Origin of the sequence: Streptomyces sp. NBC_00620 (assembly GCF_026341825.1) — a bacterium.
GTDB lineage: Bacteria > Actinomycetota > Actinomycetes > Streptomycetales > Streptomycetaceae > Streptomyces.
Genome location: NZ_JAPENY010000003.1, coordinates 1,716,897 through 1,729,269, shown reverse-complemented (window position 1 = coordinate 1,729,269; position 12,373 = coordinate 1,716,897). Strand labels below are relative to the sequence as shown.

Sequence of the window (12,373 nt, the reverse complement as noted above, 5' to 3'; positions counted from 1 at the left end):
AAGTGAGGAAATTGTGAAGCGCCTGTAATCCGCGGACGCCTCCGTGGGCGGTCCAGCGGGAGTTGATCTTAGGGCATGTGCGGGGGCGGTCCGACCCGGGGTGCCTCGAACGGTCTGCCCCGGGGTGCCTCAACTTGCGGCGGCGGCCGTCAACTTGGCGACGCGGTCGGCATCGCAGGTACGCGGGCAGGTGGCGCAGGTGTCCTCGGGGCGCAGTGTGTAGAAGAGGCAGCAGCTCACCCGGTCGCGGGTGGGCAGGGACTCCCCGTTCGGTCCTGTCAGTTCACGGAACGCGGCGGAACCCGCGTACGGCCGGGTCGCCCCCGGCAGCAGCAGCTCCAGCTCGCTCATCGCGCGCCGCTCCTCGCCGAGGAGGTGGGCGACGTACCAGAGGCCCTCGACGATCTCGTCCGTCGCCATGCCCCACAGGGCCCGGCCGCGCCGTCGCATGCGCGGGCCGAAACCGCCGAGGACCGGTTCCAGGTGCTCGGCCACGGCGGACCGCACCTCGGCCCGCAGGGCCTCCTCGTCCGGCACGACGCGGGCGCCGGGCAGGCCGGCCGCGGGGTCGTCCGGCAGGCAGGCGAACTCTCCGGTCCGCACCGCCATGCGGCCGAGGGCGCGCTGGAATGTGACCTGCTCCACAGGGAGGCGGGGCACCCGGCGCTCCAGGAACCACGGCACGGTGATCAGCAGGCAGGCGGGCCAGGCGTAGCGGTGCAGCCCGAAGCTGGCCACCACGTCGGGGCGCGCCCGTTGCCCGTAGTCCCGGATCACCTGGGCGTCGTCCCACGCCAGGAACGCGTCGAGGTCGGCCCCGCCCGCCGCGAGCCCGGCGGCGCCGACCCAGCCGTCGTCCCGAGGGGCCGCTTCGTCCTGTCCGAGTTCCGTGACGCTCAGTCCGGGGAAGACCTCGGTCAGCCGGGCGTACGCGTCCGCGACCGCCGAACGGGCCGGACGTGCCTCGGCACGGGCCGGGGCGCCTGCGGTCGGGGCGGGAGCGTGCATACGGTGACCATCGCTTCACGATCGTTGAAAGGTTAGCCTTACCTTACCCTGAGCGATCGATGTTTGAACTGACAGCGACTGGGCCTATGGTGCTTGACGGACGAGTAACAACCGCCGCATTGACCCCCAAGTACCAACAAGCCCGGAGGAGGTTCCCGTGGAGCAGGCCGGTCCGCGCAGCGCGCACGGCTCCGCAGGGGCGGGAACCCCGGACATCCGTACGGAGGCCGTTCGGGTGCCCGCGCAGCCGCAGGCCGCGGACGTGGACCGGGAGAGGCATGCCGCCCCGGGAGGTGCCGGGGTCCGCGGTGAGCACACGCACAGCGAGGCGCCCATCCCGCGCCCCCGCGCCGAGAGCGCGCGTCCCGTTGTACAGCGAGCCTCCGTACGCGGGCAGATCCTCGACGCCCTGCGCGCCGCGCTCGTGGCGGGTGAGCTGGCGCCGGGGGAGGTCTACTCGGCGCCCGTCCTCGGTGAGCGTTTCGGGGTGTCGGCGACGCCCGTACGGGAGGCGATGCAGCAGCTCGCGCTCGAAGGTGCCGTCGAGGTCGTACCCAACCGCGGGTTCCGGGTCGTCGAGCGCGGCACGCGTGAGCTGGCCGAACTCGCCGAGATCCGCGCCCTGATCGAGGTCCCGGTGATGCTGCGGCTGGCCCGTACGGTGCCCGCCGCGCGCTGGGCCGAGCTGCGCCCGCTCGCCGACGCGACGGTACGGGCCGCGTCCCTCGGCTGCCGGGCGACCTACGCCGAGTCCGACCGCGCCTTCCACCGCGCCGTCCTCGCCCTCGCCGGCAACAGCCAGCTGGTGCGGATCGCCGACGACCTGCACCGCCGCGCCCAGTGGCCCCTGGTCGGCGGCCCCGCCACCCGCGGCCGCGCCGACCTCGTCGCCGACGCCGCCGAACACACCGCCCTCCTGGAGGCGCTGGCCGCCCAGGACCTGCCGGTCGTGCAGTCGCTGGTACGGGAGCACTTCGCGGGCGCGTAGCCGCCCTCGGTGAGCGAACCCCTGGTGGCGCCCGTGTCACGGACGCGTGGGCTCCGCGCAACGAGTCCCGTACAGGGGCAACCCGGCGCCCGGCCGGTCGCGTGCTCCCCCGTGCAGGCACGACCACTCCTACTCCCGGGGGCGACCGACGATGGGTCCCGATCCAGGCTGGCAGGCGCAGCAGCAGTTCGACCAGTCACGCCGATTCCGTGAGATGAACGACCAGATGGACGCCCAGCGCCGCCGACGGGCCCGCAGGGGTTCGGGCTCGGGTCTCAGCGACCTGCTGAAGCTGGCCCTCCTCGTGGGCGTCGTCGTCCTCTTTGCCCAGAACCCCGAACTGCGCGCCGAGGCCTGGACGTTCGCCCAGGAGTTGTGGGCGGACGTCCAGAACAGCTGAGCGCTCCGCTGGAAGTGGCGGGATGTGCCGTCGACCGTCTGCGGCACCGCCGTGGCTGGTCGCGCAGTTCCCCGCGCCCCTTCAGGGCGCCGGCAAACCGCAGCGGACTTCATCCGCCCTGCTTGGCGGCAGCTAGGCCGTCGCCGCCGGTGGGTCCAACTGCTGTGCCAGCCACGTCGGTACGCCGCCCAGAAGCCGGAACAGCCGTCCCGCCTCGGCCCGTAGCCGGGACGCCTCCGGCTCGGTCTCGGCGTCCGCGAGAGAGGCGAGCGCCGGGACGGTGCCGACGAGGAAGCCCAACTCCTCGCGGATCCGCAGGGATTCTGCGAAGCCGTGCCGGGCCTCCGCCAACTCGCCCTCCTGGAGGGCGAGTCCGGCGAGATGACGCCAGGTGAAGGAAAGCAGCAGGAGGTCGCCGTTCGCCGTGGCGCCCGCGTGGGCGCGCCGGTAGGCGGCGCGCGCGGACTCCGGCGAATGCGCGAGGTTCTGGGCGACCAGACCGCGCCGGAAGTCCAGGAGCGCCCGCCCCGGCGCCCCGGGCGTGATCAACGCGGCGGCCCGGCTGAGCGCGGCCCGCGCCTCGTCCGCGCGGTCCCGCACGCCGAGCAGCGTGGCCGCGTACGCGAGCTGCCCGCGCTCACACGCCGCCGCGCCCCGCTCGTCGTCGCTCTGGGCCACCGCCTCCGCCGTCCGCAGCGCGTCCTCCGCCTCGGCCCAGCCCTGCTCGGTGTACAGACACCCCTCCACAAGAAGCGACGCTCTCTGCAGCGCCGCCCCCGCGGTGCGCGGATCGAGCAGCGCCGCCGCGTCGGCCCAGCAGGCGCGCGAGCGCAGCCGCCATACCGCGGTCTGGAGCGGATCGTCCCCTGCAGTCGTTCCGGAACCAGACATGGCGGAATGCGCCACGTTGCCCTCCCCGAGCACACCATTGAGCTGTTGAGTGCTGGCATCTCAGCACGGATCGCGGGGCCCGGCCAAGGGGGTGGGTGAAGGATTTCACAAAGTCATTGATCTCACTCGGCGCATCCGGGCAGCCACAAATCAGCTCATTCGCAGTGCCAGGAAGAAGTCCAGCTTGTCCTCCAGGCGGGAAAGATCACGACTCGTCAACTGCTCGATTCGGCCCACGCGGTAGCGCAGCGTGTTGACGTGCAGGTGGAGACGGGCGGCGCAACGGGTCCAGGATCCGTCGCAGTCGAGGAACGCCTCCAGGGTGGGGATCAGTTCCGCGCGATGGCGTCTGTCGTAGTCCCGCAGCGGATCCAGGAGCCGGGCCGTGAACGCCCGGCGCACGTCGTCCGGCACGAAGGGCAGCAGCAGCACGTGGGACGCCAGCTCCTGGTGCCCGGCCGCGCACACCCGCCCCGGGCGGGCGGCGGCGACCCGGCGGGCGTGCCGGGCCTCCTCCAGGGCGCCGCGCAGCCCCTCCGCCGAGTGCACGGCGGCGCTGACGCCGAGCGTGAGCCGCCCGTCGTCGTTCAGACCGGCCGTCAGCGGGTCCCGTACGGCCTCCAGCAGCGTGTCGGCGAGCAGCCCGGTCTCCGTGCCGTCGTGCTCCGAGGACACCGCGGGAAGCGCGAGCAGGGCGATCGCCTCCTCGCCGGTGTGGGCGACGGCGATGCGGTCGGAGTGCTCAGGACCCGCGGATAGCGGATTGACGAGGATCTCCTCCAGGAGCGACTGGGCGACCGGGCCGCCCTCGATGTCACCGCCGTCCCACTCGACGCGGGCCACGACCACCTGCCAGTGCGGGGCCGCGCCGAGCCCGGGCAGCAGCACCGGAGCGGCGACCCGCAGGCGCGCCGCGATCTCCGCGGGCGCCGCGCCCGTCTGCACCAGCTCCAGGACCTCCTGCGCGAGCCGCCGCCGCACGGTGCGCGCCGCGTCCCGCCGCTCCCGCTCGACCGAGATCAGCTGGGTGACGCCCTGGAGCAGGTCGAGCCGCTCCTCGGGCCAGTCCCCGGCGTCCGCCTCGACCGCGAGCAGCCAGTCGGAGAGCACCGTCTCGCGCACATCCCGGGACGCGCCCGTGGAGCGGCCCGAGGAGGGGATCGGGAAGAGCGAGTACGTCGTCGTGCCCACCGTCACCCGGTGCGGCCCCCGGCGCCCGGTGCGCGCCGCCGCAAGATGCTCGGCGGCCAGCTTGGCGCAGACGTCCGCGGGCAGCGCGGCCCCCGCGAGCTTCGAGCCCGCGATGGGGCGGCCGGTGGGCGAGAGCACCCAGGCCCGCAGATCCAGGTCGGAGCCGAGCAGGTCCAGGACGACATCGGGTCCGCCGCCCGCCGGTCCTGACGTCATCATCCGCCGGTGCCGGTCCACCACGGCCGCCAGATCCCCGGCCCGCTCGCCCGAGACCTGCCGTACGACGTGCTCGGTGATCGTCGCGAAGGCCACCGACTCGTTCACCCCGAACAGCGGCAGCCGGTGCCGGACGCAGGCCTGGATCAGATCGTCCGGCACGTCGCCGAGCTCCGCCTCACCTGCGGCGAGGGCCGCGACCCCGGCGCCCGCGAGGATGCGTACGAAGGGCTCGGAGTCCGCGGCGTCGTGCCGCCAGGCGAGACCGGTGAGGACCAGCTCACCGCCCGAGAGATAGCGGCTGGGATCCTTGAGGTCAGTGGTCATCACACCGCGTACGGTGCGATCCAGCTCGTCCTCGCCGCCGAGCAGCCGCAGGCCCAGCGCGTCGGTGTCCAGCAGTGCGCGCAGCCGCATTCTCGTCGCCGCCGATCTTTGTCTTGAAATCTACGATGGATCTGTACGACTCCGGGGTGAGGACCCCGCGAGCGGGGTTTCCGCCCGCCTGAGCCTGTGTCCTGGGCTTTCGAGAGCTGTGCTCACTGTTTCCAGGGAAAAACAGAGAGGTTACTGATGACCTCCGTTCATACGAATCTACAAGATGCGCACCCTGGCCAGCCAACTCCTTCATGGTTTCGGTGACTGACCCCGGTGGAGGACGGCGCTGTGTACTGGCCTCACTCCGCGTTAACAACTCATGAACGAGCCGGGCCTGCCGCACACGATCTGGCTTGATCAGAACCACCACGATACGAATGAAGAGAGCCACTCATGGACTTCCTTCGCCCCGCCAGTTGGGAGGAGGCGCTCGCCGCCAAGGCTGAGCACCCCACCGCTGTGCCGATTGCGGGTGGCACCGATGTGATGGTCGAGATCAACTTCGACCACCGCAGGCCCGAGTACCTCCTCGATCTGAACCGCATCGGCGAGCTGAGCGACTGGGAGGTCGGCGAGGAGAGCGTGCGCCTGGGCGCCTCCGTGTCCTACACCAAGATCATGGATCACCTGCGCGGCGAACTGCCCGGCCTTGCCCTCGCCTCCCACACGGTGGCCTCCCCGCAGATCCGCAACCGCGGCGGCGTCGGCGGCAACCTCGGCACCGCCTCCCCGGCCGGCGACGCCCACCCCGCGCTCCTCGCGGCCGGCGCCGAGGTCGAGGCCCAGTCCGTACGCGGCACGCGCCTGATCCCGATCGACGAGTTCTACACGGGCGTGAAGCGCAACGCGCTCGCTCCCGACGAGCTCATCAGGGCCGTACACATCAAGAAGGCGGACGGCCCGCAGCAGTACTCCAAGGTCGGCACCCGCAACGCCATGGTCATCGCGGTCTGCGCCTTCGGCCTGGCACTGCACCCGTCCACGCGCACGGTCCGCACCGGCATCGGCTCCGCCGCGCCCACGCCCGTCCGCGCCAAGGCCGCCGAGGAGTTCCTGAACGCGGCGCTCGAAGAGGGCGGCTTCTGGGACAACGGCAGGATCATCACTCCGTCGGTCGCCAAGCAGTTCGCGGACCTCTGCTCCGCCGCCTGCAACCCGATCGACGACGTCCGGGGCACGGCGAGCTACCGCCGCCACGCGGTGGGCATCATGGCCCGCCGGACGCTCACCTGGACCTGGGAGTCGTACCGCGGCACCGCCGCCCGCACGGAGGGAGTCGCGTAATGCGCGTCAATTTCACGGTCAACGGCCGTCAGCAGGAAGCCGACGACGTGTGGGAGGGCGAGTCCCTGCTGTACGTGCTGAGGGAGCGGATGGGCCTGCCTGGCTCGAAGAACGCCTGCGAGCAGGGCGAGTGCGGTTCCTGCACGGTCCGCCTCGACGGCGTACCCGTCTGTTCGTGTCTCGTCGCGGCCGGCCAGGTCGAGGGGCGCGAGGTCGTCACGGTGGAGGGGCTCGCGGAGTACGCGAAGCAGCGCTCCTGTGGGACCGGCGCCTGCGGTACGTCGGGTACGTCGCTTCAGGACGCCCAGCAGTGGAATTCCAAGCCGCAGGACTCGCACACCGGCGAGGGCGGCGAACTCGCGCCGATCCAGCAGGCGTTCATCGACGCCGGCGCCGTCCAGTGCGGCTTCTGCACCCCCGGTCTGCTGGTCGCGGCCGACGAGATGCTGGAGCACAACCCGACCCCGACCGACGCGGACATCCGCGAGGCGCTCTCGGGCAACCTGTGCCGCTGCACCGGCTACGAGAAGATCATGGACGCGGTCCGGCTGGCGGCCGCACGGCAGTCTGAGGCGGTCTGACCATGGGAACGACAGGTACGCCCACCAACATCACCCAGGGCTCCAAGACCAAGGGCGGCATCGGCGAGTCGACGCTGCGTCCGGACGGCACCCTCAAGGTCACCGGCGAGTTCGCGTACTCGTCCGACATGTGGCACGAGGACATGCTCTGGGGCCAGATCCTGCGCTCGCCGGTCGCGCACGCCGAGATCGTGTCGATCGACACGGTCGAGGCGCTGAAGACACCGGGCGTCTACGCCGTCCTGACGTACGACGACCTGCCGACCGCGGTGAAGAACTACGGCCTGGAGATCCAGGACACCCCGGTCCTCGCCCACGGCAAGGTCCGCCACCACGGCGAGCCGGTCGCGATCGTCGCCGCCGACCACCCGGAGACCGCGCGCCGCGCCGCCGCCAAGATCAAGGTCGAGTACCGCGATCTCCCGGTCATCACGGACGAGGCGTCGGCCACCGCGCCGGACGCGATCCTCATCCACGAGGGCCGCGACGACCACCACATCGGCCATGTCCCGCACCCGAACATCGTGCACCGACAGCCGATCATCCGCGGCGACGCCGACGAGGCCGCCAAGAAGGCCGACTTCATCGTCAAGGGCGAGTACACCTTCGGCATGCAGGACCAGGCCTTCCTCGGCCCGGAGTCCGGTCTCGCCGTGCCGTCCGAGGACGGCGGCGTCGAGCTCTACATCGCCACCCAGTGGCTGCACTCCGACCTCAAGCAGATCGCCCCGGTCCTGGGCCTCCCCGAGGACAAGGTCCGTATGACGCTGTCCGGCGTCGGCGGCGCGTTCGGCGGCCGCGAGGACCTGTCGATGCAGATCCACGCCTGCTTGCTGGCGCTGCGCACCGGCAAGCCCGTCAAGATCGTCTACAACCGCTTCGAGTCCTTCTTCGGGCACGTCCACCGCCACCCCGCGAAGCTCTACTACGAGCACGGGGCGACGAAGGACGGCAAGCTCACGCACCTGAAGGCACGGATCGTCCTCGACGGCGGCGCGTACGCCTCCGCCTCCCCGGCGGTCGTCGGCAACGCCTCCTCGCTGGGCGCGGGACCGTACGTCGTCGACAACGTCGACATCGAGGCCATCGCGCTGTACACCAACAACCCGCCCTGCGGCGCCATGCGCGGCTTCGGCGCCGTGCAGGCGTGCTTCGCGTACGAGGCCCAGATGGACAAGCTCGCCGACAAGGTGGGCATGGACCGGGTCGCGTTCCGCCAGCTCAACGCGATGGAGCAGGGCACGCTCCTGCCGACCGGGCAGGCCGTCGACTCACCGGCCCCGGTCGCCGAACTCCTGCGCCGCGTCAAGGCGATGCCGATGCCGCCGGAGCAGCAGTGGCTCGCGGCCGGCGAGGCCGCCGACGTACGCCAGTTGCCTGGCGGCCTCTCCAACACCACGCACGGCGAAGGCGTCGTACGCGGTGTCGGTTACGCGGTCGGCATCAAGAACGTCGGCTTCTCCGAGGGCTTCGACGACTACTCGACCGCTCGTGTGCGGATGGAGGTCGTCGGCGGGGAGCCCGTCGCGACCGTGCACACGGCGATGGCGGAGGTCGGCCAGGGCGGTGTCACCGTCCACGCGCAGATCGCCCGCACCGAACTGGGCGTCACACAGGTGACGATCCACCCGGCCGACACCCAGGTGGGCAGCGCCGGTTCGACGTCCGCGTCGCGCCAGACGTACGTCACCGGTGGCGCCGTCAAGAACTCCTGCGAGCTCGTCCGCGAGAAGGTCCTGGAGATCGGCCGCCGCAAGTTCGGTACGTACCACCCGGCCTGGGCCACCGCCGAACTCCTCCTGGAGGGCGGCAAGGTCGTCACCGACGGCGGCGAGGTCCTCGCCGACCTGGCGGACGTACTGGAGGACGAGGCCGTCGAGATCGAGGCCGAGTGGCGGCACCGTCCGACGGAGGCCTTCGACCTGCGTACCGGTCAGGGCTTCGGCCACGTCCAGTACACCTTCGCCGCGCACCGCGCGGTCGTCGAGGTCGACACCGAACTCGGCCTGGTCAAGGTCATCGAACTGGCCTGCGCCCAGGACGTCGGCAAGGCGCTCAACCCTCTGTCCGTCATCGGCCAGATCCAGGGTGGCACCACCCAGGGCCTGGGCGTGGCGGTCATGGAGGAGATCATCGTCGACCCGGTCACCGCGAAGGTGCGCAACCCCTCCTTCACGGACTACCTGATTCCCACCATCCTCGACACCCCGACCATCCCGGTCGATGTGCTCGAACTCGCCGACGACCACGCCCCGTACGGGCTCCGTGGCATCGGCGAGGCGCCGACCCTGTCGTCCACCCCGGCCGTCCTCGCGGCGATCCGGAACGCGACGGGTCTGGAGCTCAACCGGACGCCGGTACGGCCAGAACACCTCACCGGTACCGCGTAGGACTCTCCGGGCGGCGCAGGGAACGTCACACTTCGCCGCGCCGCCCGGAGTACTCAAGTACCGCACCGCTCGCGGGACTTGACGCACCATCAGCACCATCAGCACCATCAGCACCATCACGTATCAAAGCAACGTTCGTCTCGGGCCGTCCCCCGGGTCGTGCGGCCGAAGAACCTTCCCAAAACCCGTAGCCACCGAGGTGGTTGAGCAGCCGTCAGGGCGGCTGCCGAGCGGGTGTCCCTTTGAACCTTGGGAGCAGGCCCACATGACCCAGCAGTCTCTGGAGCCGAAGACCGTCGCCGATGACGCGGGTGCGGGTAGCCGCGTCCCGGCCGGACGGTCCTGGCTCGACCGGTACTTCCACATATCCAAGCGGGGAAGCTCCGTCGCGCGTGAGGTGCGCGGCGGCACCACCACCTTCATGGCGATGGCGTACATCCTGCTGCTCAACCCGCTGATCCTGTCCGGCAAGGACGCGGCGGGGAACACGCTCGGCCAGCAGGCGCTGATCACCGCGACCGCGTTCGCGGCGGCCTTCAGCACACTCCTCATGGGCTTCTTCGGCAAGGTGCCGCTCGCCCTCGCCGCCGGACTCTCCGTGTCCGGCGTGCTCTCCTCGCAGGTCGCCCCGCAGATGACCTGGCCGCAGGCCATGGGCATGTGCGTCATGTACGGCGTCGTCATCATGCTTCTGGTCGTCACCGGACTGCGCGAGATGATCATGAATGCGATCCCGCTGGCGCTGAAGCACGCGATCACCATGGGCATCGGCCTGTTCGTCGCGCTGATCGGCCTGGTGAAAGCCGGCTTCGTCCACCAGGGCGAGGCGACCCCGGTCTCCCTCGGCCCGAACGGCGAACTCGCCGGCTGGCCCGTGCTGCTCTTCGCCGCGACACTGCTCCTGATCTTCATGCTGCAGGCCCGGGCCGTCCCCGGCGCGATCCTGATCGGCATCGTCGCGGGCACCGTACTGGCCGTCGTACTGAACGCCCTCGATGTCATCGACCCCAAGCAGTGGGCGAGCGGCGCCCCCGAACTGCACGGCAGCGCGGTCTCGATGCCGGACTTCTCGCTCTTCGGAGACGTCGAGTTCGGCGGCTGGGGCGAGGTCGGCGCGATGACGGTCGGCATGATCGTCTTCACGCTGGTGCTCGCCGGGTTCTTCGACGCGATGGCCACGATCATCGGCGTCGGCACGGAGGCCAAGCTGGCCGACGCGCAGGGCCGGATGCCGGGTCTGTCCAAGGCGCTGTTCATCGACGGCGCGGGCGGAGCGGTCGGCGGGGTGGCCGGTGCCTCGGGCCAGACGGTCTTCGTCGAGTCGGCGACGGGCGTCGGGGAGGGCGCCCGCACGGGCCTGTCCTCCGTGATCACCGGTCTGTTCTTCGCGGCCTGCCTGTTCTTCACGCCGCTCACCGCGATCGTCCCGGGTGAGGTCGCGGCGGCGGCCCTGGTGGTCATCGGCGCCATGATGATGATGAACGCCCGGCACGTGGACTGGGCCGACCGCGCCACCGCGATCCCGGTCTTCCTGACCGTCGTGATCATGCCGTTCACGTACTCCATCACCGCGGGTGTCGCGGCCGGAGTCATCAGCTACGTCGCCATCAAGGTCGCCCAGGGCAAGGCCCGGGAGATCGGGGCGTTCATGTGGGGCCTGACGGTGATCTTCTTCGTCTTCTTCGCCCTCAACCCGATCGAGAGCTGGATGGGCGTGCACTGACACGCCCTTCCGGAACGCCCTGTTGGACCCCTCCACGCAACCGCTGCTACGTCGTCGAAGGAGACCGAGACATGCTGGACATCGCCGAAGAGCTGCACCGGTGGGTCGAGCAGGGGCGCGACTTCGCCGTGGCCACCGTGGTGGCCGTCGGCGGCAGCGCGCCCCGCCAGCCGGGCGCCGCCCTCGCCGTCGACTCCGACGGCACGGCGATCGGCTCGGTCTCCGGCGGCTGCGTGGAGGGCGCGGTCTACGAACTGTGCCAACAGGCCCTGGAGGACGGGGAGTCGGCCCTCGAACGCTTCGGCTACAGCGATGACGACGCGTTCGCGGTGGGGCTGACCTGCGGCGGCATCATCGACATCCTGGTCACCCCGGTCCGCTCCGGCGACCACGCCCGGCCGGTGCTCGCCGCCGCGCTGGCCGCCGCGGCGGACGGGGAGGCGGCCGCGGTCGCCCGGATCGTGAGCGGCCCGGCCGAGCTGCTGGGGCGCGCCCTCGTCGTCCGTCCCGACGGCTCGTACGAGGGCGGCTTCGGCGCCCATCCCGAGCTGGACCGGACCGTGGTGGGGGAGGCGGGAGCCTTCCTGGACGCGGGCCGTACCGGCACCGTGGAGATCGGAGAGCAGGGCTCTCGTTGCGGAGCACCGCTCACGGTTCTGGTGGAGTCGTCGGTCCCGCCGCCCCGCATGATCGTCTTCGGCGCGATCGACTTCGCTTCGGCGCTGGTCCGCATCGGCAAGTTCCTCGGCTACAACGTGACGGTCTGCGACGCCCGCCCCGTCTTCGCGACGGCCGCCCGCTTCCCGGACGCCGACGAGATCGTCGTCGAATGGCCGCACAAGTACCTGGCCCGCACGGAGGTCGACTCCCGCACGGTGCTGTGCGTACTGACCCACGACGCCAAGTTCGACGTCCCGCTGCTCCAGCTCGCGCTGAAGCTCCCGGTGGCCTACGTGGGCGCGATGGGATCCCGCCGGACCCACCTTGACCGGAACGAGCGCCTGCGCGAAGTCGGCGTGACCGAGCTGGAGTTGACGCGGCTCAGGTCGCCGATCGGGCTGGACCTGGGCGCCCGTACGCCCGAGGAGACGGCGTTGTCCATCGCCTCGGAGATCGTGGCCAACCGGCGCGGGGGGAGCGGGGTCGCGCTCACCGGGGCGCACACGCCGATTCACCATGACGCGGCGTCGTCGGTGTCCGAGTCGGCGTCGGTGGGGCGGATCGGGTCGGTGGCCTGAGGTGCGTACGGCTGAGGGGCTCGCTCGCTGGGACGCGGCGGGTCCATCATTCGCATAGCCGCATAGCCGCATAGCCGCATAGCCG

10 protein-coding genes are annotated in these 12,373 nt (G+C 71.2%); 7 read left to right on the top strand and 3 right to left on the bottom strand.

Annotated elements, in window-relative coordinates; all coding sequences use genetic code 11:
* Positions 1 to 129 precede the first annotated feature (129 nt).
* Entirely contained in the window at positions 130 to 1,008 is an 879-nt protein-coding gene (locus tag OG246_RS38860) for a (2Fe-2S)-binding protein (RefSeq protein ID WP_266473797.1), read from the bottom strand.
* Positions 1,009 to 1,165: 157 nt separating this feature from the next.
* Between OG246_RS38860 and OG246_RS38855 the strand changes: the two genes are divergently transcribed.
* Together OG246_RS38855 and OG246_RS38850 are read left to right on the top strand one after the other, a co-directional pair.
* Positions 1,166 to 1,996, top strand: coding sequence for a GntR family transcriptional regulator (locus OG246_RS38855; protein ID WP_266473795.1), 831 nt, complete (start codon positions 1,166 to 1,168; stop codon positions 1,994 to 1,996).
* A gap of 151 nt (positions 1,997 to 2,147) precedes the next feature.
* The gene (locus OG246_RS38850; RefSeq protein WP_266473793.1) at positions 2,148 to 2,396 is read left to right on the top strand and encodes a hypothetical protein; all 249 of its coding nucleotides are present in this window, start codon (positions 2,148 to 2,150) and stop codon (positions 2,394 to 2,396) included.
* Positions 2,397 to 2,528: 132 nt separating this feature from the next.
* On the opposite strand, the gene OG246_RS38845 is transcribed toward OG246_RS38850, so the two are convergent.
* Both OG246_RS38845 and OG246_RS38840 read right to left on the bottom strand, forming a co-directional pair.
* A complete protein-coding gene (locus OG246_RS38845) occupies positions 2,529 to 3,302 on the bottom strand; it encodes a hypothetical protein (protein ID WP_266473791.1) in 774 nt (257 codons plus the stop codon).
* A gap of 135 nt (positions 3,303 to 3,437) precedes the next feature.
* Complete coding sequence (locus tag OG246_RS38840; RefSeq protein ID WP_266473789.1) at positions 3,438 to 5,111, bottom strand: PucR family transcriptional regulator; 1,674 nt, start codon at positions 5,109 to 5,111, stop codon at positions 3,438 to 3,440.
* A gap of 354 nt (positions 5,112 to 5,465) precedes the next feature.
* Between OG246_RS38840 and OG246_RS38835 the strand changes: the two genes are divergently transcribed.
* The 5 genes from OG246_RS38835 (at position 5,466) to OG246_RS38815 (ending at position 12,288) form a co-directional block, all read left to right on the top strand.
* Positions 5,466 to 6,356 (top strand): xanthine dehydrogenase family protein subunit M, encoded by an 891-nt coding sequence (locus OG246_RS38835; protein ID WP_266473786.1) that lies wholly within the window; start codon positions 5,466 to 5,468, stop codon positions 6,354 to 6,356.
* The gene (locus tag OG246_RS38830) at positions 6,356 to 6,937 is read left to right on the top strand and encodes a (2Fe-2S)-binding protein (RefSeq protein WP_266473784.1); all 582 of its coding nucleotides are present in this window, start codon (positions 6,356 to 6,358) and stop codon (positions 6,935 to 6,937) included. Before OG246_RS38835 ends, OG246_RS38830 begins: the two co-directional genes overlap by 1 nt.
* 2 nt (positions 6,938 to 6,939) lie before the next feature.
* On the top strand, positions 6,940 to 9,327 hold the full coding sequence (locus tag OG246_RS38825; protein WP_266473782.1) for a xanthine dehydrogenase family protein molybdopterin-binding subunit: 2,388 nt from the start codon (positions 6,940 to 6,942) through the stop codon (positions 9,325 to 9,327).
* Positions 9,328 to 9,592: 265 nt separating this feature from the next.
* Entirely contained in the window at positions 9,593 to 11,050 is a 1,458-nt protein-coding gene (locus OG246_RS38820) for an NCS2 family permease (RefSeq protein ID WP_266473780.1), read from the top strand.
* Positions 11,051 to 11,121: 71 nt separating this feature from the next.
* Positions 11,122 to 12,288, top strand: a complete 1,167-nt coding sequence (locus OG246_RS38815; protein ID WP_266473778.1) for an XdhC/CoxI family protein — start codon at positions 11,122 to 11,124, stop codon at positions 12,286 to 12,288.
* Positions 12,289 to 12,373 lie beyond the last annotated feature (85 nt).

Coding starts and splice junctions, on each gene's coding strand:
- OG246_RS38860 (WP_266473797.1), bottom strand. CDS start 1,008: ATGCACGCTCCCGCCCCGACCGCAGGCGCCCCGGCCCGTGCCGAGGCA.
- OG246_RS38850 (WP_266473793.1), top strand. CDS start 2,148: ATGGGTCCCGATCCAGGCTGGCAGGCGCAGCAGCAGTTCGACCAGTCA.
- OG246_RS38840 (WP_266473789.1), bottom strand. CDS start 5,111: ATGCGGCTGCGCGCACTGCTGGACACCGACGCGCTGGGCCTGCGGCTG.
- OG246_RS38835 (WP_266473786.1), top strand. CDS start 5,466: ATGGACTTCCTTCGCCCCGCCAGTTGGGAGGAGGCGCTCGCCGCCAAG.
- OG246_RS38830 (WP_266473784.1), top strand. CDS start 6,356: ATGCGCGTCAATTTCACGGTCAACGGCCGTCAGCAGGAAGCCGACGAC.
- OG246_RS38825 (WP_266473782.1), top strand. CDS start 6,940: ATGGGAACGACAGGTACGCCCACCAACATCACCCAGGGCTCCAAGACC.
- OG246_RS38820 (WP_266473780.1), top strand. CDS start 9,593: ATGACCCAGCAGTCTCTGGAGCCGAAGACCGTCGCCGATGACGCGGGT.
- OG246_RS38815 (WP_266473778.1), top strand. CDS start 11,122: ATGCTGGACATCGCCGAAGAGCTGCACCGGTGGGTCGAGCAGGGGCGC.